Origin of the sequence: Sphingobium sp. LSP13-1-1.1, assembly GCF_040676415.1 — a bacterium.
In the GTDB taxonomy this organism is placed as follows: domain Bacteria; phylum Pseudomonadota; class Alphaproteobacteria; order Sphingomonadales; family Sphingomonadaceae; genus Sphingobium.
The window spans coordinates 321,451-343,196 of the sequence record NZ_JBEGHU010000012.1 but is presented as its reverse complement, the minus strand read 5'-3'; the positions used below and the strand labels follow the sequence as shown (position 1 = coordinate 343,196).

Annotated in this window: 18 protein-coding genes and 2 tRNA genes; 15 read left to right on the top strand and 5 right to left on the bottom strand. The window is 65.2% G+C overall.

Annotation, left to right across the window (positions count from 1 at the left end):
- Positions 1 to 51 precede the first annotated feature (51 nt).
- The 4 genes from MRBLSP13_RS09230 to MRBLSP13_RS09215 all read left to right on the top strand — a co-directional run bounded on the left by MRBLSP13_RS09230 (position 52) and on the right by MRBLSP13_RS09215 (position 3,229).
- Complete coding sequence (locus MRBLSP13_RS09230; RefSeq protein WP_363735392.1) at positions 52 to 750, top strand: DUF6975 family protein; 699 nt, start codon at positions 52 to 54, stop codon at positions 748 to 750.
- Positions 751 to 816: 66 nt separating this feature from the next.
- Entirely contained in the window at positions 817 to 1,662 is an 846-nt protein-coding gene (locus MRBLSP13_RS09225) for an AAA family ATPase (protein WP_363754097.1), read from the top strand.
- A gap of 32 nt (positions 1,663 to 1,694) precedes the next feature.
- Entirely contained in the window at positions 1,695 to 2,108 is a 414-nt protein-coding gene (locus MRBLSP13_RS09220) for a GFA family protein (protein ID WP_363735022.1), read from the top strand.
- 92 nt (positions 2,109 to 2,200) lie between these two features.
- Positions 2,201 to 3,229 carry a hypothetical protein gene (locus MRBLSP13_RS09215; RefSeq protein WP_363735023.1) on the top strand — a complete coding sequence of 343 codons (1,029 nt, stop codon included), beginning with the start codon at positions 2,201 to 2,203 and terminating at the stop codon, positions 3,227 to 3,229.
- 50 nt (positions 3,230 to 3,279) lie between these two features.
- On the opposite strand, the gene MRBLSP13_RS09210 is transcribed toward MRBLSP13_RS09215, so the two are convergent.
- Entirely contained in the window at positions 3,280 to 4,644 is a 1,365-nt protein-coding gene (locus MRBLSP13_RS09210) for a methyl-accepting chemotaxis protein (RefSeq protein WP_363754095.1), read from the bottom strand.
- A 138-nt stretch (positions 4,645 to 4,782) separates the two neighbouring features.
- Here MRBLSP13_RS09210 and MRBLSP13_RS09205 point away from each other — a divergent pair, with 138 nt between their 5' ends.
- The gene (locus tag MRBLSP13_RS09205) at positions 4,783 to 5,958 is read left to right on the top strand and encodes a vWA domain-containing protein (protein WP_363735025.1); all 1,176 of its coding nucleotides are present in this window, start codon (positions 4,783 to 4,785) and stop codon (positions 5,956 to 5,958) included.
- A gap of 57 nt (positions 5,959 to 6,015) precedes the next feature.
- On the opposite strand, the gene MRBLSP13_RS09200 is transcribed toward MRBLSP13_RS09205, so the two are convergent.
- Entirely contained in the window at positions 6,016 to 7,104 is a 1,089-nt protein-coding gene (locus MRBLSP13_RS09200; RefSeq protein ID WP_363754093.1) for an anhydro-N-acetylmuramic acid kinase, read from the bottom strand.
- Between the two features lie 52 nt (positions 7,105 to 7,156).
- On the opposite strand from MRBLSP13_RS09200, the gene tyrS reads away from it, so the two are divergent.
- Both tyrS and MRBLSP13_RS09190 read left to right on the top strand, forming a co-directional pair.
- On the top strand, positions 7,157 to 8,374 hold the full coding sequence (gene tyrS / locus MRBLSP13_RS09195) for a tyrosine--tRNA ligase (RefSeq protein WP_363735027.1): 1,218 nt from the start codon (positions 7,157 to 7,159) through the stop codon (positions 8,372 to 8,374).
- 75 nt (positions 8,375 to 8,449) lie between these two features.
- Entirely contained in the window at positions 8,450 to 8,800 is a 351-nt protein-coding gene (locus MRBLSP13_RS09190) for a PilZ domain-containing protein (protein WP_363735028.1), read from the top strand.
- Here MRBLSP13_RS09190 and MRBLSP13_RS09185 read toward each other — a convergent pair.
- Both MRBLSP13_RS09185 and recG read right to left on the bottom strand, forming a co-directional pair.
- Complete coding sequence (locus MRBLSP13_RS09185; protein ID WP_363754091.1) at positions 8,772 to 9,863, bottom strand: mechanosensitive ion channel family protein; 1,092 nt, start codon at positions 9,861 to 9,863, stop codon at positions 8,772 to 8,774. The genes MRBLSP13_RS09190 and MRBLSP13_RS09185 overlap by 29 nt on opposite strands.
- Positions 9,864 to 9,997: 134 nt before the next feature.
- Positions 9,998 to 12,061 carry an ATP-dependent DNA helicase RecG gene (gene recG / locus MRBLSP13_RS09180; RefSeq protein ID WP_363754089.1) on the bottom strand — a complete coding sequence of 688 codons (2,064 nt, stop codon included), beginning with the start codon at positions 12,059 to 12,061 and terminating at the stop codon, positions 9,998 to 10,000.
- A gap of 144 nt (positions 12,062 to 12,205) precedes the next feature.
- Between recG and MRBLSP13_RS09175 the strand changes: the two genes are divergently transcribed.
- From MRBLSP13_RS09175 to MRBLSP13_RS09160, 4 genes are all read left to right on the top strand, one after another.
- Positions 12,206 to 12,475: a succinate dehydrogenase assembly factor 2 gene (locus MRBLSP13_RS09175; protein ID WP_363735032.1), complete on the top strand. Its 270-nt coding sequence runs from the start codon at positions 12,206 to 12,208 to the stop codon at positions 12,473 to 12,475.
- Positions 12,476 to 12,570: 95 nt separating this feature from the next.
- The gene (mfd, locus tag MRBLSP13_RS09170; RefSeq protein ID WP_363754087.1) at positions 12,571 to 16,035 is read left to right on the top strand and encodes a transcription-repair coupling factor; all 3,465 of its coding nucleotides are present in this window, start codon (positions 12,571 to 12,573) and stop codon (positions 16,033 to 16,035) included.
- A gap of 223 nt (positions 16,036 to 16,258) precedes the next feature.
- Entirely contained in the window at positions 16,259 to 16,669 is a 411-nt protein-coding gene (locus MRBLSP13_RS09165) for a hypothetical protein (protein WP_363754085.1), read from the top strand.
- On the top strand, positions 16,656 to 17,387 hold the full coding sequence (locus MRBLSP13_RS09160; RefSeq protein ID WP_363754082.1) for a TorF family putative porin: 732 nt from the start codon (positions 16,656 to 16,658) through the stop codon (positions 17,385 to 17,387). The genes MRBLSP13_RS09165 and MRBLSP13_RS09160 overlap by 14 nt, the downstream gene beginning before the upstream one ends.
- 21 nt (positions 17,388 to 17,408) lie before the next feature.
- Here MRBLSP13_RS09160 and MRBLSP13_RS09155 read toward each other — a convergent pair whose 3' ends face one another.
- On the bottom strand, positions 17,409 to 19,421 hold the full coding sequence (locus MRBLSP13_RS09155; RefSeq protein ID WP_363754080.1) for a putative bifunctional diguanylate cyclase/phosphodiesterase: 2,013 nt from the start codon (positions 19,419 to 19,421) through the stop codon (positions 17,409 to 17,411).
- Positions 19,422 to 19,540: 119 nt separating this feature from the next.
- On the opposite strand from MRBLSP13_RS09155, the gene moaA reads away from it, so the two are divergent.
- The 4 genes from moaA (at position 19,541) to MRBLSP13_RS09135 (ending at position 21,726) form a co-directional block, all read left to right on the top strand.
- On the top strand, positions 19,541 to 20,551 hold the full coding sequence (moaA, locus tag MRBLSP13_RS09150) for a GTP 3',8-cyclase MoaA (RefSeq protein ID WP_133651891.1): 1,011 nt from the start codon (positions 19,541 to 19,543) through the stop codon (positions 20,549 to 20,551).
- Positions 20,548 to 21,324 carry an NAD kinase gene (locus MRBLSP13_RS09145; protein WP_363735038.1) on the top strand — a complete coding sequence of 259 codons (777 nt, stop codon included), beginning with the start codon at positions 20,548 to 20,550 and terminating at the stop codon, positions 21,322 to 21,324. Before moaA ends, MRBLSP13_RS09145 begins: the two co-directional genes overlap by 4 nt.
- A gap of 78 nt (positions 21,325 to 21,402) precedes the next feature.
- Positions 21,403 to 21,477, top strand: a tRNA-Asn gene (locus MRBLSP13_RS09140).
- 174 nt (positions 21,478 to 21,651) lie between these two features.
- Positions 21,652 to 21,726, top strand: a tRNA-Asn gene (locus MRBLSP13_RS09135).
- The last annotated feature ends 20 nt before the right edge of the window (positions 21,727 to 21,746 follow it).

Sequence of the window (21,746 nt, the reverse complement as noted above, 5' to 3'; positions counted from 1 at the left end):
CCGTCGCGGAATGTGGCTCCGCTGGTTGGCCGGCGTGTGCAGGGGAAGATGATGAGCGAAGCAGCACCGCGCTATCAATTTGGCGATGTATCGCAGATCCTGGATGCCGTGGTCGCCGCCGACGGCACGGCCGGACATGGCTATGCCAGCGGCGCGCGGGCGAGTTTCGGCGCGAATGCCACGATGTCGCTGCCCGACCTGGCCGACGCAGCCTATTATCTCTGCCTGCTCCATGGCCGTCATCCCGGCGTGATCGACCATGCCGCCACCCGATCCGCAGACAATGCGGCGCGCAACTGGCTGATCCAGGCGGCCGACGCCTTTGCACGGGAACGGGCCTATCTGACCCAGGTGACTGTCGCCGTCGGTCCCGCGCCCAGCACGGCGGGACAGAGCGATTGCGAAACCGTCGTCAGCCAGCAGCGCCATGCCCTCGACATGCTGGCCCAGTCGGACCGGCGGGGCTGCGCCATGGGCGCGGCGATCGCGCTGGTGCTCGACTGGCGGGCGGTGCGGCACGTTCTGGACATCGCGGCGATTCGCGTCGGGCTCGAACCCCATGTCTGCGATCTTCCCGATCGGCCGGCGACGCTGGAGGTCGCCAGGGAAATCGGCGGCGACGACGCCGTCGACCGTGCCATCCTGTTCGGAACACGCCAGTTGCTCAACCAGCATCGCGGGCTGTGGGACGTGCTTCAGGCCCGCGCAGGAATACGCGCCGGCAAGGATCAGGCCGTGACTGGCCGATAAAGGCTTTGCGCTCCACCCCTGCTTTGCCATAGTTGGCCCGGCACAAGCAGGGTGAGAAGCAGCAATATGCGGTTTGAAGGCACGCAGGATTATGTCGCCACCGACGATCTGAAGGTCGCCGTCAACGCCGCGGTGCTGCTTCGCCGTCCGCTGTTGGTGAAGGGCGAGCCGGGCACCGGCAAGACCGTGCTGGCGCAGGAAATCGCCAGGGCCCTGGGCGCTCCGCTGATCGAATGGAACGTCAAGTCGACGACCAAGGCGCATCAGGGGCTGTACGAATATGATGCCGTCGCCCGGTTGCGCGATGGCCAGCTCGGCGATCCGCGCGTTCACGACATCGGCAATTATATCCGCAAGGGTAAGCTGTGGGAGGCATTCACCTCCCCTACCCTGCCGGTCCTGCTGATCGACGAGATCGACAAGGCCGACATCGAATTCCCCAACGACCTGCTGCAGGAACTCGATCGCATGGCCTTCCACGTCTACGAGACGGGGGAAACGGTCGCTGCCAAGGAGCGGCCGGTGGTGGTGATCACCTCCAATAATGAGAAGGAACTGCCCGATGCCTTCCTGCGCCGCTGCTTCTTCCACTATATCAAATTCCCGGACCGGGAGACGATGCAGGCGATCATCGACGTCCATTTCCCCGGCATCCAGAAGGTCCTGGTCAAGCGCGCGATGGAAATCTTCTACGAATTGAGGGAAGTCCCCGGTCTCAAGAAGAAGCCATCGACCAGCGAACTGCTCGACTGGCTGAAGCTGATCCTGGCGGAGGACATGCCGCTCGACATATTGCAGGACCGCGATCCCACCAAGGCGATCCCGCCACTCCACGGCGCCCTGCTCAAGAATGAGCAGGACATCATGATGTTCGAACGGCTTGCCTTCATGGCCCGGCGACAGGGCCGGTAAGGATGCCCCCCTTCAACTGAAAGGCCCGACCCATGGCTCATCAAGCTGGATGCCTGTGCGGACAGGTACGGATCGACATCGATGCGGAACCCATGGCGGCGCGCATGTGCTGGTGCCGGCTTTGCCAGTATCTGGGCGCCGGATCGGGAACGGTGAATGTCTGCTTCCCTTCCAACAAGCTGACGGTGACCGGCGAGGTGCGCTGGCATCACAGCGTGGCGGACAGCGGCAATGCCATGCGGCGCGGCTTCTGCCCCGAATGCGGCACGCCGCTGTTCAGCCTGGCCGAATCGCGTCCCCACCTCACCTTCATTCGGGCTGGCGCGCTTGACGATCCTGAGCTTCTGGGACCGCAGGCGGTGATCTGGACCGATGCGGCGCCCGATTGGGCGCATCTGGACCCGGAATTGCCCCATTATCCGGCACAAATGCCGCCCGTGACCTGAAAGGCCGCTTGCGCCGCCGATGCATTTCGGCTCAACTTCCCCCGACGTTCAAAGCCGCGCCAAGACGGCCATGAATCGGAGGAAGGATGCCAATGCCCAAGCGTGCGTGGTCCCTTTTATCGGCGGTGCTGGCCCTGTCAGCGCCCGCATTCGCGCGCGCGGCCGAGGAAAGGGAAGCCTGGACACCCACTGCCACCGCGCTGCGCGCCGATGCAGCGGGGATCAGCATGCCGCAGACAGTCGCCGGGCTGTCCCTCTCCAAGAGCGGGGAGGTTTCCAACGGCGGCAAGGGGATCGACAATTACGCCCAATATCTGTCCGAAGACGGCGCGGTCCAGGCGACGCTCTATGTCTATCTGCCCAGCTATGCCGACGCGTCGCTGGCCGCCTATATGACGGACAAGGCGGTGATGGAGCGCTTTGGCGCAAGGACGCACCGCACCGATTATTCCAGCGTCGCCGTTGCGGGGCGCGCCAATGCCGCCATTCGCGCCATCTATGACGATGCCGCCGACGGTGCGCTCACCACGGCGGCGGCATTCCTGCACGCCGGACGCTGGATCGTGAAGCTGCGCGTCACGGGACCGACCGAACGGCGGAGGGAAGTCCTCGCAGGCCTGGACGGCATGCTGGCGCGTCTCCGCTTCGATGCGCCCGCATCCATCCATGCCACAAAACCGGCGAGGCTGACGGCGTGCCCGGCCGTCGACGCGGCCGAAGCGCGGCTGACCCATCAGACATCTGCCCAACCCGTCGATAATTCCCTGCCCCGCGAAGGGCAGGCAGATCTTTGCGTCCGCGGGAAGGCCGAAACCGCCAATGGCAGCTACGACATCCTGCAACAGGCCGGCATTGCCGACGGCGCGATCATCGTGCCGGTGGACGATTCGGGCACGGTAATGACATTTGATCCCGCCACGACCGGCAGCGGCTATCAGCTTTCGATCCACTCGGTGGGCCAGACCGATCTCTACGGCATTTACGACAAGGTGCCGAGTGCGCGGCAGATTGCCCAGATACTGGATGGAAAGGATCCGCAAACCGCGCAGGCCGGGGCAACCGCAGCCTACACCGCCAGCGGCCAGATGACGGTGCGGACGGCGGACGCAAAGCTGCATTAGGGCGGGCTTCCGGGCGGCCGGGCAGAAATGCGGAGCGGCAGGATAGCCGATCAGATCAGATAGCCGACCTCATAAAGGCCCCAACGCCGGCCGCCGAACATCAGCGGCACAAAGACGCTGCGCAGCGCCCGGTAACGCCCCTCGCCCAGATCCTGGCGATAGGTGAACAGGAAAAAATCCCCTTCTCCATCCAGGGCGCGGCGCGTCTGGCTGTCCATGAAAATCTGCCGGTTGCGCGCATGCTCCATGTTCCATCGCGCCTCGCCGGGCCGCTGCGGCTGGCTGCGCGCGCTGATATGGGTTGGCAGATAACCATTCATGTCGATCAGGCAACAACCGACGATGGCGCTGTCCTGCGCCGTGCGACGATCCAGGACGGGTTGCACGAAGCGGTCGGCAAAGGCGGTGAAGCCATTTTCATATTGCGCCGGTTCTGAACCGGGAGCCGGCCGATAGGCGGTATCGAACAGGCCGGCCATATCCAGCGCGCCTTCCGTCAGCGCCCGTTCGATCAGCGCCTGCACCTCCTCCGCCCCTTCTTCGGCGAACCCGATATAGCGGCTGTTGCGCGTGACGTGCCCGCCATGCGCCGCCGTGTTGAGCATCGCGTTCGCCATGCCCTCCAGGCTCTCCAGATGGCTGCGCGCCGTCGCCACGCGCGTCGCGCTCTCCGTCGCGGACTGGCTGAAACGGGCCAGCCCCTGCCGCAAGGCCGCCACATCGCCATCCGCCTCATCCGTGCAGGTGGCGATCGTGTCGGAACGTTGCCCGAATTGCGTCACCAGCGAAGCGATTTCCGCCATGCTGACGCGCAGAGTATCGATATGCGAACCGACGTCGCGGCCACGCAGGATATTGGCCTCGACCCCGCCGATCAGTCGCCGGGCGTCATGGTCGAGCTGCCCCAGCTTGTCCCCCACGGAAGCGGCGGACTCGCCCGCCTGCCCCGCCAGCCGACGGATTTCGTCCGCCACCACGGCAAAGCCCTGCGTCGCCTCGCCTCCGCGGGCCGCCTCGATCGCTGCGTTCACGCCGAGCAGGCGGGTCTGCCGCGCGATCGCGCCCAGTTGCCCGGAAATATCGCCCACGGTCTCGATAACGCTCAGAAATTGCCGCAAATGCCCTTCAAGGCCAGTCACATTCTCGATCAGCTCCGTGATCTGGCCCAGGGAACGGCCAATCGCCTCATGCCCCTGGGCGATGATCTGCCCTGCGCGACGGGCCGTCAGGCTCAGCTCCTGCGCAGCCAGCACGCTTTCATTCTGGCTGACGGCCAGCGCCTGCATCGTTGATTGCAGTTCGCCCAGATGCGCCGAGTCCTCATGAATGCGGCGGGTTAGCTCCCCCAGAAAGCCTGCCGTTTCGCTGCATTGCAACGCAATGTCGCCCGATCGCTCCCCCAGGTCGGTCAACAAATCTCCGTTTTCCAATGGTCACCGCCCCATTCCACCCAATATGGATACTGCCCTGTTAACGATGCAATGCAACACTTAACATTCCGACAACGTCCGCTGCTTGCATGATCCGCCAAGCTGGCGGACAAGGGCGCCATCATGATGCTCAACTTTCTCGATGCGCTGCGCGCTGCCGGCATTCCCGCCAGCATCAAGGAACATCTGCTGCTGCTGGAGGCGCTGGACCGGGACGTGATCGGACAGCGCCCGGAGGATTTCTATTATCTCGCGCGCGCCACCTATGTGAAGGACGAGGGGCTGATAGACCGCTTCGACCAGGTATTCGCCCGAGTATTCAAAGGCGTGCTGGACAGCGAAGCGGTGGAGGCGGACATCCCGGAGGACTGGCTGCGGCTGGTGGCGGAAAAATTCCTAAGTCCGCAGGAAATGGAGAAGATCAGGTCCCTGGGAAGCTGGGACGAGATCATGGAAACGCTGAAGAAGCGGCTGGAGGAGCAGAAGGGGCGTCACCAGGGCGGCAACAAATGGATCGGCACCGGCGGCACATCCCCCTTCGGCCATGGCGGCTATAATCCCGAGGGCGTGCGGATCGGTGGCGAGGGCCGGCACAAGCGCGCCATCAAGGTCTGGGAAAAACGCGAATTCGCCAATCTGGACAATCAAAGGGAACTGGGCACCCGCAACATCAAGGTTGCGCTGCGGCGGCTGCGCCGCTTCGCGCGGGAGGGCGCGGCCGACGAACTGGACCTGGACGAGACGATCCGGGGAACGGCGCGGCAAGGCTGGCTCGACATCCGCATGCGGCCAGAGCGGCACAATGCAGTGAAACTGCTACTGTTCCTGGACGTGGGCGGATCGATGGACCCGTTCATCATGCTTTGCGAGGAGCTGTTCTCGGCGGCGACGAGCGAATTCAGGAACATGGAGTTCTTCTACTTCCACAACTGCCTTTATGAGGGCGTGTGGAAGGACAACCGCCGCCGCTTTTCCGAACGCACGCCGACCTGGGATATCCTCCACAAATATGGGCATGACTATAAGGTGATCTTCGTCGGCGACGCGGCGATGAGCCCCTATGAGATCAGCCATCCCGGCGGCTCGGTCGAACATATGAACGACGAACCGGGCGCAACCTGGCTGAGCCGCGTGCTGCATACCTATCCGGCGGCCGTTTGGCTGAACCCCGCGCAGGAGGCGCACTGGGGTTATAATCAGTCGACCCGGATGATCCGCGAGATCATGAACGGGCGCATGTATCCGCTGACGATCGAGGGGATAGACGACGCCATGCGGGAACTGACCCGCAAGCGGTGATCCGCCGGCTCGCCCGCTATTGCCGAGGCGACGGAAAACAGCCCTGGGCGGAAGAATTCACGCCGGTTCGAAGAGCACGCCGCCCGTCATCGGCTGCGGCGCGCCGGTCGTGCCGGGGAAGCTGATGGGCAGGCCCTTCATATGGCGTACGGCCATATAGGCGAAACCCTGCGCCTCCAGCGCGTCGCCGTCCCATCCCAGTTCGTCCACGGGCCGCACATCCGCGCCGGTATAGGCCCCCAGCATTCGCATCAGCGTCGCATTGCGGCGTCCTCCGCCAGCGGCATAGATGCGCGTCGGCCGTTCGACGAGATGCTCCATCCCCCGCGCAACGGCTGCGGCGGAAAAGGCCGTCAGGGTCGCCGCGCCATCCGCAAGCGACAGCCCGCGCACCGCGTCGATGGTGAACGCCTCGCGGTCTATGCTCTTGGGCGGAGCGACGGCGAACCACGGGTCGGACAGCATGCGGGCCAGCCGCGCCTCGTCGACCTGGCCGCTGGCCGCGGTCGTGCCATCCTCGTCGAAGCTGCGGTCGCCATGGGTCTGCATCCAATTGTCGATGAGGCCGCTTGCCATGCCGGTGTCGAAGGCAAAAATCTCCCCGTCGGAGGCAATGGCGGTAAGGTTGGCGACCCCGCCCAGGTTCAGCACGGCGAGCGGCTTCGCCAGATCATGGGCCAGCGCACGGTGATATACGGGGAGCAGCGGCGCGCCCTGCCCGCCTGCCGCGACATCGGCGCTGCGCAGGTCCGCGACGACAGGGATGCCGAATGCCCCCGCCAGGGCGGCGCCGTCGCCGATCTGCCAGGTCCAGCGCCATTCGGGACGATGGGCCACGGTATGGCCATGGAAGCCGATGACGGCAATGTCCTGCGTCACATGGCCGCTGCGGGCCAGCAGGTCCGATATCGCCTCGACATGAAGCTCCGTCAGTTCCTCCTCGACCGCGTGGATGAGCGGTTCGAAACCCGGCCTCTCCATCGTCATGGCGCGCTGACAGGCTTCGGCAAGGCGAAGGCGGAAGCCCTCGCCATAGGACATGGCGTGGAAAGCGACGCCCTTGCCGGCGCCCTCGCCATCGGTATCTATCAACGCGGCGTCTATGCCGTCGCGCGATGTTCCCGACATCAGGCCTATTGCGAGCATCGATGATCCTGCCTCTTTTACACTATTCCTCTCAATGCTACAGGGCCGCGCCATGAGCAACTACCAGTCCGATCTGCTCCGCCTGCTCGAAGCGCGCGGCTATATCCACCAGCTGACCGATGCGGAGGGCCTGGACGCCCTGGCCGCCAGACAGATCGTGCCGGGCTATATCGGGTTCGATCCCACGGCGCCCTCGCTGCATGTCGGTCACCTGGTGTCGATCATGATGCTCCGCCAATTGCAGAAGGCCGGGCACAAGCCCATCGTCCTGATGGGCGGGGGCACCGGCAAGATCGGCGATCCCAGCTTCAAGGACGAGGCCCGCAAACTGCTGACCACAGACACGATCGCGCAGAATGTCGGGAGCATCAAAAGCGTGTTCGAACGCTTCCTGACATTCGGCGACGGGCCGACCGACGCGATCATGGCGGACAATGCCGATTGGCTGGACCGCCTGGAATATATCCCGTTCCTGCGCGACATCGGCCAGCATTTCTCGGTCAACCGGATGCTGAGCTTCGATTCGGTGAAGCTGCGGCTGGACCGGGAACAATCGCTGAGTTTCCTGGAGTTCAACTATATGATCCTCCAGGCCTATGATTTTCTGGAACTGTCGCGCCGTTCGGCCTGCCGGTTGCAGATGGGCGGGTCGGATCAGTGGGGCAACATCGTCAACGGCGTCGAACTGGCACGCCGGGTGGACGGTACGCATGTGTTCGGGTTGACCACCCCGCTGCTGACCAATGCCGACGGCACGAAGATGGGCAAGACCGTGGGCGGCGCCGTCTGGCTCAATGAGGACCAGCTTTCGCATTATGATTACTGGCAGTTCTGGCGCAACACGGCCGATGCCGACGTTGCCAGCCGGCTCCGCCTGTTCACCGATCTGCCGATGGACGAAGTGGAGCGGCTGGCCGCCCTGCAGGGAGCCGAAATCAACGAGGCGAAGAAGATCCTGGCGAATGAGGCGACGACCCTTTGCCGCGGTGCCGAAGCCGCCGCCGCGGCCGCGGAGACAGCCCGGCGAACCTTTGAAGAGGGCGCATCGGACGCCAATCTGCCAAGCGTCAGCCTGGGTGCGGACGGGCTGAACATCCTGCAGGGGACGACCGCGCTGGGTTTTGCCGCTTCCAACAAGGAAGTGCGGCGAAAGCTGGCCGAGGGCGCGATTCGCGTCAATGGCGAGGTGGTGAGCGATCCCGCCCTGTCGCTGAAGGCCGGTGACAAGGTCAGCTTCGGCGCGAAACGGCACGGGCTGGTAACCCCCTGAAATCGAAAAAGGCTTTAGGCGGCCTTAACCACAATAGGTAAGGAAGAGGCCATCTTCCCTACCTATCCTGTTTCCATGCCTTCAGTGTTCGCCAGCCTTTCCCATCTGAACGAGCGGGGTCCCGCGGTCAGCCAGCGGCGCGTGCAGCGAGATCTGGTCGATATGGTCAGCCATATCACGGCAAAGGGCCGCAGCCATGGTGTGCGGATCATCAACATCTCTGCCCTGGGCCTGATGTGCCGGACAGAGGCGCCCCTGACCATTGGCGAGCGGGTAACGATATGGCTGCCCGTGGTGAAGAACCAGGCCGCGGAAGTGCGCTGGTCGGAAGAAGGGCGGATCGGCGTGGAGTTCCTGCAGCGGATCGAGCCCGAGGTCTATGACGCCATGCTCGCCCTCATACCGCCGCGCCAGACGGCCTGGTAAACGCCTTACCCAGATCATCCCCCGCCTCCAGCCGCTGACGCGATCGCACCAGCGCCTGCGGCATTTGCGTACGCAGGAAATGCATCATCGCCTCTCGCACCTCGCAGCGCAGGTCAAAGGCTATGCCGGCGTTGCGGGCGCTCAGAAGGCCGCGCAGTTCCAGCGCATCGGCGCGCTGGTCGGTCACCTGCATGATGGCGACGCGGCCGTCCCAGCGGCTGTTGGCCTGGACCGCCTCGATGAATCGCGCCCGTATCGCCTCTATGTCCGCGGCAGGATCGACATAAAGGAAGACGGTGCCGAGCAGGTCGGAGGTTTTCGTCGTCCAGTTCTGGAAGGGCTTTTCGAGGAAATAGGATACCGGCACAATCATCCGCCGGTCGTCCCAGATGCGGACGACGACATAGGTCAGCTTGATATCCTCGATCCGGCCCCATTCACCCTCGACGATGACGACATCATCCAGCCGGATCGGTTCGGAAAAGGCCATCTGTATGCCCGCGATCAGATTCTTGAGCGCGGGCTGCGCGGCGGCGCCGACGGCCAGCCCCGCCAGCCCCGCCGATGCCATCAGCGTAACGCCGATGCTCCGTACGCCGGGAATGGCGATCAGCATCAGCGAGAGGATCAGGAAGCCGACGATGAACTGCGTCACGCGGTAGAGGATACGGATTCGGGTATGCTGCCGCCGCGCCTTGAGATTGTCCGCCACGCTGATGTCGCTGCGGCGCTCCAGGATGATGCGCCCCGCCCGCATCAGGGAAAAGATCAGCCATCCCATGAGCAGGATGAACAGCATCCTGGAACCGATGGACCAGATCGCCTCCACGGTCGGGGTGAAGGTCAGCGGCTGGACGCCCGCCGACAAGGTCATCAGGACGATCAGCCAGCGCGTGGGGTGATAGAGGGCGGGCAGGATCACCGGTTCCATCCGCATCCGGTGGACGATGCGGGTCGCCAGCCAATAGGCCAGCCAATGGAGCAGGAAGGCGACGACGACCGACAGGCCGATCGAGATCGCCGCCATCGACGTGACATGGTGCAGGCTGATGTCGGATTGCATGGCGATGCAACGACAGGGCGGCGGGATGGTTTCGCACCTGCGGCAAGACGTTGTTTTCACAATATGTGCCGCGCCGTCCTGTCCCGTTCCTGGCCCTGTTCCTGGACCTGTTCCTGAAGGCAGGAGCAGGGACTCTACCCGCTGCGAAGCAGGCCCACCGCCGCGTCGCGTTCGAAAAGATAGAGGCAGGTTCTGGCTGCCTGCCCGCGTGCTTCGCTCAGGCCACCATCCCTGTCGATCAGCAAATGGGCGTCGTCCCGAGCCGGGTCCAGCAGGGCGGAGAGATGCTCCGGCGTAGCGAGCTTCAACTGCTGCTCGCCCGACTGGCGCGTGCCCAATATTTCGCCCGCGCCCCGCAGGCGCAGGTCTTCCTCGGCTATGCGGAACCCATCATTGGTTTCCCGCATCAGGGCAAGGCGCGCCCTCGCTGTTTCACTCAGCGCATTGCCGCGCAGGAGAATGCACACCGATTGATTCTGCCCCCGCCCGACGCGCCCGCGGAGCTGGTGAAGCTGGGCAAGGCCGAAGCGGTCTGCCCCTTCGATGATGATGAGGTTGCTGTTGGGAACATCGACGCCGACCTCGATCACGGTGGTCGCCACCAGGATTTTCGTGCGGGCCGAAGCGAAGGACTCCATCGCGGCGTCCTTTTCCGGCCCCTTCATCCGGCCATGCACGATGGCGACGCGTTCGCCAAAGCGCATCCGCAGCGTTTCCGCCCGCGCCTCTGCGGCGGCAAGGTCGCTATTCTCGCTTTCCTCGACCAGCGGGCAGACCCAATAAGCCTGTCCCCCGCCCTCCACATGGCGGGCCAGCGCCTCGACCACTTCGTCGAGACGTCCGGAGGACATGACGACGGTCTGGATCGGTTGCCGGCCCGGCGGCATCTCGTCCAGGCGCGACACGTCCATCTCGCCATAATAAGTGAGCGTCAGGGTGCGCGGGATCGGCGTGGCGGTCATCACCAGCAGATGCGGCGTGCGCTCCGCCTTGGCCGCCAGCATCATGCGCTGCGCAACGCCGAAGCGATGCTGCTCGTCGATCACTGCCAGGGCGAGGTTCCTGTAACGCACCGCATCCTGGAAAATGGCATGCGTGCCGACCAGAATGTCGATGCTGCCGTCGGCCAGCCCCATGAGGGTGGATTCGCGCGCCTTGCCCTTTTCCCGCCCGGTGAGGATGGCGATGTTCACCGGCAGGCCCGACGCCATCCTGCGCAGCGTTTCATAATGCTGGCGGGCCAGGATTTCGGTGGGAGCGAGGAGCGCGCCCTGGGCTCCCGCCTCCACCGTGTTGAGCAGGGCCATCAGCGCCACCAGCGTCTTGCCGGATCCTACGTCGCCCTGCAGCAGGCGGAGCATGGGGACAGGCTGGGCCATGTCCCCCTCGATTTCTCCGAAGGCGCGGCGCTGCGCGCCCGTCGGCGCGAAGGGCAGTTGCAGCATGGCGCGCAGTCGGCCGTCGCCGGCGATCGGCACGCCCCTGCGCTTGCGGGAGGACTGGCGGACCAGCATCAACGCAAGCTGGCCGGCGAAGATCTCGTCATAGGCAAGGCGCTCGCGGGCCATGGCGTCGCTGGGGTCGGCGTGGATGCGGGTGAGCGCTTCGCGCCATGTGGGCCAGCCCCTTTGCGCAAGGAGGCTGGGTTCGATCCATTCGGGGAGGTCAGGCGCGCGGGTCAGCGCCTGCGCCACCAGGTCGCGCAGGCGGTTGTTGCTGAGGCCTTCGGAGAGGCCGTAGACCGGCTCGCGCGCCGGGATGGTATCGGCTTCCTCCGGCGGGAGGACATGGTCGGGATGGACGATCTGAAGATTGTCGCCATAGGCCTCCAGCTTGCCGGAGACGAATTTGGGTTCGTTGAGCGGCAGCAGCTTGCGCGGCCATGCGCTGTTGCGGCCGAAATAGACCAGCGCGACGCTGTTGCCGTGCCTGTCCTGCGCGATCACGCGGAATGGGGCGCGGGCGCTGCCGGAGGCTCGGTAATCGGTCGGCGTCAGTTCAATGCCGATGACCCGGCCGGAGTCGGAGAGGATCAGTTCATCCACCATGCGGCGGTCGATGAAGCTGACCGGCAGGTGGAAGGCCACGTCCACGGCGCGAGCCAGCCCCAGCCGCTCCAGCGGTCGGGCGAGCGCGGGGCCGACGCCCTTCAGGGCTTCGATTTCGGTGAAGAGTGGGTTGAGGATATCGGGTCGCATGGCTATCTGAGGCGGTCTAGAGCATTTTCGAGCCGGACGGTACGTCTGGCAGCCCGGAAAATGCGCAAACAGAAAAACTCCAGCCGGGATGGTGGTTCAAACATCCGATCGGCGAATTTGTCATGTCCGCGCAAGGAACAAATTGTGAACGAAGACCCCCGCATCCGCCGCCTGCAATTCCGGGCCTGGCATCGTGGCATCAAGGAAGCGGACCTGGCGGTGGGCGGGTTCTTCGACCGCTACCATGGCGAATGGGGCGAAGCGGAACTCGACTGGTTCGAGCGGTTTATCGAGGAACAGGATGCCGACATCATGGCCTGGGCCCTGGGGACGCTGCCGCTGCCGGAAGAGTGGCGCGGGCCGATGTGGGACAGGTTCGTGAAGATGGATTTCGTGGAGATCGGCAGGAAGTAACCCCCTCCGTCCCGACCTGACCTGACCTGACCTGACCTGACCTGACCTGCCCTCCCCTGACCCCTCCCGTCTCCGGGCGGGCTACTGAGTAGCGAATGACCGACCTTCTCAAAATCCTCAAAGCATCCTCACCCATCACCCTTTCGGGCGTGCCTGCCGGTTTCCAGCCCTGGTTGCTGGCCGACATTGCGCGGGCGGCGCCTTCCCGCGCCCTGTTCGTCGCGCCTGACGAGCAACTCATGCGGGCGGTGGCGGACACGGCGCATTATTTCGCGCCGGAGATCGAGATTGTCGAGATTCCGGCCTGGGACTGCCTGCCCTATGACCGGGCCAGTCCTTCGCTGCGGACAGCGTCGGCGCGGCTGGCGGGGCTTCATGCCTTGCAGGCCAGGCCCAGGGGGCCGCAACTCGTCCTGACCACGCTCAACGCCCTCACCCAGCGCACCCTCACCCCGTTCCGCGTGCGGCAATTGGTGGCGAAGCTTGCGCCCAAGGAGCGGATCGCGATCTCGCGGCTGGCCGAAATGTTGCAGGCGAACGGCTATGTGCGCACCGACACCGTGCACGATCGCGGCGAATTCGCCATTCGCGGCGGCATTGTCGACCTGTTTCCGGGCGGCGAGGAACAGCCGCTCCGGCTTGATTTCTTCGGGGACGAGATAGAAACGGTCCGCCGCTTCGATCCCGCCGATCAGCGGACGAGCGGGAGTGTCGAGGGCTTCACCCTGCTGCCCGCGTCGGAGGCGTTGCTGGACGAGGAAACGATCAAGCGCTTCCGCGGCCGCTATCGCGAGATTTTCGGCGCCACGGCCACCGGCGACCCGCTCTACCAGGCGGTGAGCGACGGACGGCGACTGCAGGGCATGGAGCATTGGCTGCCGCTGTTCGAGGAACGGCTGGTGCCCCTGACCGATCATCTGGGCGACGACAGCCTTATCCTGCTGGACCACGGCGTCGCCGGCGCGGCAGAGGCGCGGTTCGAGGCGATCAGGGACTATCATGCCAATCGTGCGGCGGCGAAATCCTCCGATCCGGGGGCCTATCGGCCGCTGGAGCCCAAGGCACTTTATCTGGAGGCGGAGGAATGGGCCGCCCTCGCGCACGACTGGCCGATGCACGCCACCACGCCCTTCCATGAACCGGAAAGCGCTTCCGTCATCGACTTCGCCGTGGACGGCCCGCGCGACTTCGCACCGGAGAGGGCGCAGAACGCCAACGTCTATGAGGCGGTGGGCAAGCATATCGCCTCGCTTCAGCGGGCGAAGAAGAAGGTGGTGATCGCCAGCTATTCGGGCGGCGCGCGGGAACGGCTTTCCGGGCTGCTGGCCGACCATGGGCTGAAACGGATCGCCGCGGCGGACAGTTGGCAGGAGTCTCTGGGCCTCGCCGCCGGGGGCAGCACGGTGCTCACCGTCCTGCCGCTCGACCATGGCTTCACCGCCCCGGATGTCGCGGTGCTGACCGAGCAGGACATGCTGGGCGACCGGCTGGTGCGGCGGGCCCGGCGGAAGAAGAGCGCGGACGCCTTCCTGGCCGAACTGGCGACGCTCTCGCCGGGCGACCTGGTCGTGCATATGGACCATGGCATCGGCCGCTATGAGGGGCTGACCCAGATTCCCGTCGCCAAGGCGGCGCATGATTGCGTCGCGCTGGAATATGCCGGCGGCGACAAGCTCTATGTGCCGGTCGAGAATCTGGAGGTTCTCTCCCGCTACGGCTCCGAAAGCGAAGGCGTCAGCCTCGACAGGCTGGGCGGAGAGGCCTGGCAGCGGCGCAAGGCGCGGATGAAGGAACGCATCCGCGAGATCGCCGGGGAATTGCTCAAGACCGCGGCGGAGCGCGCCCTGCGGCCCGCGACCGTGGCGGAACCCGACAGCGCCGGCTATCCCGCCTTTGTCGATCGCTTCCCCTATCAGGAAACCGACGATCAGGATCGGGCGATCAGCGATGTGATCGAGGATCTGGGCGCGGGCAGGCCGATGGACCGGCTGGTCTGCGGCGATGTCGGATTCGGCAAGACGGAGGTCGCGCTGCGGGCCGCCTTCGTCGCGGCGATGGCGGGGATGCAGGTTGTGGTGATCTGCCCGACCACCCTGCTCGCCCGCCAGCATCACATGAATTTCGAGGAACGTTTCCGGGGCTTTCCGGTGAAGATCGGCCGCCTCTCCCGGCTGGTCCCGGACAAGGAGGCGAAGGCGGTGAAGGCCGGCCTGGCGGACGGCACCGTCGACATCGTCGTTGGCACCCACGCGCTGCTGGCCAAGGGGCTGGAATTCAAGCGGCTGGGCCTTGTCATCGTGGACGAGGAACAGCGGTTCGGCGTGACCCACAAGGAACGGCTCAAGTCGCTCAAGACCGACGTCCACGTGCTGACGCTGACCGCGACGCCCATACCGCGCACCCTGCAGATGGCGATGTCTGGCCTCCGGGAACTGTCGGTCATCCAGACGCCGCCGGTGGATCGCCTGGCGGTGCGGACCTACATCATGCCCTGGGACGGCGTGGTGGTACGCGAGGCGCTGCTGCGCGAACATTATCGCGGCGGCCAGAGCTTCTTCGTCGTGCCGCGCATTTCCGACCTGACGGAGATCGAGGAATTTCTCCGCACCGAAGTGCCGGAGGTGCGGCCGGTCGTCGCCCATGGACAGATGAGCGCGACGGAGGTGGAGGAACGCATGTCGGCCTTCTACGACAAGCGCTATGACGTTCTGCTCTCGACCACCATCGTCGAGAGCGGGCTCGACATCCCCTCCGCCAACACGCTCATCATCCATCGCGCCGACCGCTTCGGCCTGGCACAGCTCTACCAGCTTCGCGGACGCGTCGGACGCGCAAAGACCCGCGCCTATGCCTATTTCACCACGCCTGCCAACCGGGTGATCACCGAAACGGCGGAAAAGCGGCTGAAGGTCCTGTCAGACCTCGACACGCTGGGCGCCGGCTTCCAGCTCGCGTCCCACGATCTCGACATACGCGGCGCGGGCAATCTGGTCGGCGACGAGCAGTCCGGCCACATCAAGGAGGTGGGGTTCGAACTGTACCAGTCGATGCTGGAGGACGCGATCCTGGAGGCGAAGGCCGGCGGCGCGGGGCTGGACAAGGCGCGCGAGAGCTTCTCGCCGCAGATCACCGTCGATGCGCCCATCCTCATTCCGGAGGATTATGTGCCCGACCTCGACCTGCGCATGGGGCTCTACCGCCGCCTCAACGAAGTCGAGGACCGGCAGGGGCTGGAGGCCTTCGCCGCCGAACTGATCGACCGTTTCGGCAAGCTGCCCGCGCCGACGCAGAATCTGTTCAAGATCATCGAGATCAAGCAGAATTGCGTCACCGCCAACGTCGCGAAAATCGATGTCGGGCCAAAGGGCGCGCTGGTCAGTTTCTTCGAGGACCGCTTCCCCAGGCCGGAGGGGCTAGTCGCCTATATCCAGCGGCTGAACGGCGTGGCCCGGCTGCGGCCCGACAGCAAGGTGGTCGTGAACCGAGCCTGGGCCGATCCGGCCGCCCGCCTCAACGGCGCGTTGCAGCTTTCCAAGGGGTTGGCGAAGGCGGCGAACTAGAGCGATTTCCAAGCGATCGGAACCGATCGCTGGTTAAGAAATCGCGGCAAACAAGGAAACCAGAGCGGCAATCTGATTCAATCAGATCGAAACCCGCTCAGGCTGTATCGACATTCAGCCAGCACCCCTTTGTCATCCGCCAGACAACAGCCAGCAACAGTCGCAACCTAGATCCCGCTCTGACGACCGGACAGCAAAGTCCGGCGTCGAGCAGGAGATAGACATGAGTTTGACCCTTATTGCCCTGGCCGCGGCAGCGGCCACGCACAGCGTGCAGATCGACCATGGCGGAAAGCCGGTCGATGCGACCTACAGCGCCCGCGCCGAATTCCGCACGAGGACCATAGGCGCCCGAACCCCGAACCGCGCGGACGCGCAGCGGTGCCAATGGACCGCCACCATCCTGGTCGACCGGGCGCTCAGCCATGGACCTGCGCTCAGCCGCACGGTTTCCAGCGACAAGCAGTTTACGGGCAGCGAGCATGGCGCCTGCACGCCCGGCCGCCAATCGGGCGAGCGCAATCTGGCGCGCCATGAAGGCGAGATCCGCGCGCACCTGGTCGCGGTTGCGCAGGCGGACCACGCACCGCTACTGGCCGAGCTTGATGCCGTTCGCAATCTTGCCTCCAATTAAAAGGAAGGCTGCGCTGGCCTGCGCCTTTCTGGCCTCTGCCGGCGCCAGCCCCGCCTTCGCGCAATATGCCGATGGCGTATCTGGCACGATGGAGGCCGCCAGCGAGGAACGGCGCCGGGGACTGAGCTGGAGCGACGGCAACCTGGTGCTGCGCGGCACCCTCTCGGTACCCGTGGCGCAAGGGCTCAGCCTCGATGGCGCGGCCGTCTCGCTATGGGGCAGCGATCGGCATGGCGGAGCCGACGCTGTCGTCGACCTGGGTGCCACCTATGCGCGGCAGATCGGCGGATGGCGGCTGTCCGCCGAAGGTCGCTATCATCTTTTCCCCGGAAGTGCCGACCAGGCTTATGGCGAAATCGGCGCAGGCGCGGCTTTGCTGATCGGTCCGGCCAGCATCGATTTCAACGGTAGCTATGCCCCGCGGCAGTCGTCCATAGGCGGCGACAATCTCTATCTGTCCGCGTCGGCGACCATGGGGTTGCCCGGCACACCCTTGACCATCTCGGCGCGGATCGGCCGGTCTTCGGGCGATGTGCAAGACCCGGCCCGTGCCATGCGGCTGCGCCCCGATGGCACCTATTGGGATTATGGCGTGGGCGTCGATTATATGAAGGATCGCTGGTTCGCCGGGCTACGCTATGCCGACAGCAGCATCGCAGGCCCAGCCAGCCGACATGCGGGCGCAAGCCTGATCGCACGGATAGGACTGAGCCTTTAGCCTGCAACCGTGGCACGCCCCTTACGGTTTGAGCGCCAGCGCCACCAGATCGGCGGAGGACACCCCCGCCGAACGCAGGAAACCCTGATAATAATCGCAGCCTTCGCGCGTAAGGAGATCAAGCTGCTGCTCGGTTTCCACCCCCTCGGCGATCACCCGCAGACCCAGCGACTTCGCCATATGGATGACGCCGCGAACGACGATCCTGTCGCGGGACGTCCCGGCGATGTCCTGCGCCAGGCCGCTGTCGATCTTCAGATAATCAAGCGGCAGGCTCTTGAGATAGGCGAGGCTGGAATAGCCGGTGCCGAAATCGTCCACCGCCACCGCCAGCCCTTCTGCGCGCAACGCCGTCAGCAGCGCCGTGGCATTTTCGACATCCTCGATCAGGCCGCTTTCGGTGATCTCCACCGTCAGGCGCGACCGGGGAAAACCGCTCATGTCGACCAGGTTCAGGAATTGCGGCATGAAGCCGGGCTGGGCGATGTCCTCCGCCGTGACGTTGATCGACAGGCGAAGGTGGGACAGGGCGTGCGGCCAGGCGGCGGCCTGGCGCAGCGCTTCGGCCTGGATATGCGCCGAAAGCGGCAGCATATAGTCGGAACGCTCCGCCGTGGCGAACAGCATCCCCGCGCCCAGCGCGCCATATTGCGGGTGGTTCCAGCGCGCCAGCGCCTCTACCCCGATCATATGCTCGCCATCGACGGGATATTGCGGCTGGAACAATATGCCGATCTCCCCGCGATGAAGGGCAAGGCGCAAGTCGGTTTCCAACTGGTCGGCATCCACCTGGCGGCTGCGCTTTTCCGAAGAGAAGATGCGGATGCCCTCCCCACCCCCGACCCTGGCATCGGCCAGGGCAGTTCCGGCGCGACGGATCAGCCGGGTGGCGTCATCGTCGGGGCGCGACTGGGCAATACCGCAGCGCGCCGTCAGACGGATCAGATGGTCCCCCGCGCTGAACGGCCGGCCGATGGCGCCAATCAGTTGGCGGGCCAGGAAGGTCGCCTTGTCCGCGGTAGCCGCCTCTCCGGTCAGGCCGATCAGGAATTCCGTCCCGGCGATGCGCGCGACCATGGTGCCGGCCGCCATATCGATGGTCATCCGCTCTATGCGGCGGGCGATTCGTCCCAGCAAGGCATCGCCCACGACCTGGCCATAGGCGGCGTTCATCCGGTCGAACTGGCTGATCGACAACAGCAGCACCGTCGTCGCCAGTCCCTGCCGCCGCTCCAGCCAGTCGAGCGCCGCCTGGCGCGAACGCAGGCCGGTCAGGTCGTCACGGCCGGTCGCCTCATGGCCATGCGCATCGGAAAGCCATTCCACGTCCGCCGCAACGACACCGTCGATCAACCGAAGATGATGAACCAGCCTGTCACCCGGCCGGCCCGGCGCCGCGTGGGCGAACGCCTCCGGACGACCCGACCGCATCATGCCGCGCAGCGCCGCGATCACGGACCGGCGTTCCGACCGGGGCAGGCACCGGATAAAGCCCGCCGGATCGACGCTCTGCCCCTCGACGCCAAGATGGCGGGCGAGATTGTCGCTGAGGCGGATCCGGTTCCCATCCCGCTCCCAGAACAGGGCGTCGCCGCGCCGGATGCGTTGCGCCCGCCGGCTATGGGTGGTGCCGCCGACGAGCCGGTCGACCAGGCGCTGCGCCGAAGCCAGCGTCGCGCCCAGTTCGGCAGGCGTGAAGGGGGCCGCGAGATAATGCGTCGCCCCCGCCTCCAGCATGGCCGGCACGGCGGGAAGGTCATGCGCGTCCACCAACACGACCAGCGCACCCCCGCCCGCGTCCACCGCCGGCACCAGCGACGCGATCAGGCGAAGGTCGCCGTCCCGCGCGCCACGCATGTCGGTCAGCGCTATGCGGGCATCGCTGTGCAGGAAACGCTGCGCCGCATCGGTGGCGCGCCGCGCTGCGATCACGCGCCAGCCGGCCGACTGCGCGAGCTGCGACAGTCCATCGCGGTCGCCCGGCGAGAGAATGTAGAGGCTGCGCTGTCCGTCCAGTGCGGTCTCGCCGCTCACATCTTGCTCCTTGGGACGATCCACCAGCCCTTCCCTATGCTCTATCGGTTAGCGACCTGTTTACGCTCCCGCAACCAGTGACGCTTGCACGGGGCAGGTCCATCGCCTAACTTGCATATATGAAGACGACTGATCTTACGCGTGCGGCTCTGACCGATGCACTTGGCCGCCGGATCAGCTATTTGCGGATTTCGGTGACGGATCGCTGCGACCTGCGCTGCCGCTACTGCATGTCGGAACGGATGACCTTCCTTCCCAAGGACCAGGTGCTGACGCTGGAGGAGATCGGGCTGCTGGCCGACCTCTTCATCTCGCGGGGCGTTCGCAGGATTCGGCTGACCGGCGGCGAACCGCTGGTGCGCCGGGACATTGTCGACCTTGTCCGCCGCATTGGCCGCCATGTGGGCGAGGGTCTGGACGAACTGACGCTCACCACCAACGGCACGCGGCTCGCGCAGCATGCCGAGGCGCTGGCCCAAGCGGGCGTCAGGCGGATCAACGTCAGCCTGGACAGCCGCGACCCTTCGCGCTTCGCCCATGTCACTCGCAATGGCGACATCCGGCTCGTGTTCGAAGGACTGGAAGCCGCGCGGGCGGCCGGGCTGGCGATCAAGATCAACATGGTCGCGCTCAAGGGCCTCAATGAGGATGAAATCCTCCCGATGCTGCATTGGTGCGACGAACAGGGCTTCGACCTGACGCTGATCGAAACGATGCCGCTTGGCGAAACCGGGGAAGACCGCACCGATCATTATCTGCCCCTGACGGAGGTGGCCGACTCGATCCGCCAGCATCATGCCCTGACGCCGATACCGCATCGCACCGGCGGTCCGGCCCGCTACCATGCTGTGGAGGGGCTGAAGGCAAGGCTGGGGCTGATCACGCCGCTCACTCATAATTTCTGCGCCGATTGCAATCGCATGCGCATGACCTGCGAGGGCAAGATTTTCATGTGCCTGGGCCATGAAGATCATGTCGACCTGAAATCGGCCTTCCGGCAGGGCGGACTGCCGGCGGTCGAGCCGCTGATAGACCGCGCCCTTCGCCTGAAGCCGGCGGCGCATGATTTCCGCATCGGCGCTGGTGCTGCGCCGGCGGTGCGAAGACATATGAGCGTGACCGGCGGATGACCGAAGAGGTCCGGCGCGCCCTGGTCGCCTCCTCCAGTCCAGCAGCCAAGGCGGCGGAGGAAAGGTTGCGCGCCGCTTATGATTTCGTCCCGGTCGAGCAGGCGGACATGATCATCGCGCTCGGCGGCGACGGCTACATGCTCCAGACGCTGCACTCCATGCTGGAGGGGCGGCACATCCTGCCGGTCTTCGGCATGAATCTCGGCACGGTCGGCTTCCTGATGAACGAATGGCGGCTCGAACGGCTGGAACAGCGGATCGAGGCGGCGAAGCCGTTCAAGGTCAATCCCCTCCGCATGATCGTCGACACGGTGGATGGAGAGCGCTTTTCCATACCCGCGATCAACGAAGTGTCCCTGCTGCGCGAAACGCGCCAGACCGCCAAGCTGGAGGTCAAGGTCAACGATCGCACCGTCCTGCCCGAACTGGTGTGCGACGGCGTGCTGGTTGCTACGCCGGCCGGATCGACGGCCTATAATCTTTCCGCCCATGGGCCCATCCTGCCGCTGGGATCGGCGCTGGTGGCGCTGACGCCGATCAGCCCCTTTCGCCCCCGGCGCTGGCGCGGCGCGATCCTGCCTGAAAATACCGCGATCCAGTTCACCGTGCTCGATCCGGTGAAGCGGCCGGTCAGCGCCGTCGCCGATCAGCGCGAGGTTCGCGACGTGGCGCAGGTGGAGGTGAAGATCGATCGCGCGACGCCGCTGACCCTGCTGTTCGACCCGGAACATACGCTGGACGACCGGATCGCGGCCGAACAGTTCATCGCGTAAAAATTCCGTCATTTGCCGCTTGCCATTGCGGGAAAGCCGCTGCTATAGGCGCGGCCTGCCCGGCGAAGGCCGGGTTGCTCCCCGATAGCTCAGCGGTAGAGCATTCGACTGTTAATCGAATGGCCGTAGGTTCGAATCCTACTCGGGGAGCCACTTTTCAACCGGCGATCGAGCCGGAAAATCCACCATGATCCGACAGGCTGGCCGCCCCTCTTCACGGTACATCAAGCCACCGGTCCATTTTTTCGGGCGGACGGCTTTTGCCACCCTTGCCATTTCACGAAAGCCGCTGCATATGCGCGGCCTGCCCGGCGAAAGTCGGGTTGCTCCCCGATAGCTCAGCGGTAGAGCATTCGACTGTTAATCGAATGGCCGTAGGTTCGAATCCTACTCGGGGAGCCACTTTCCTTCCGGTGCCGAAG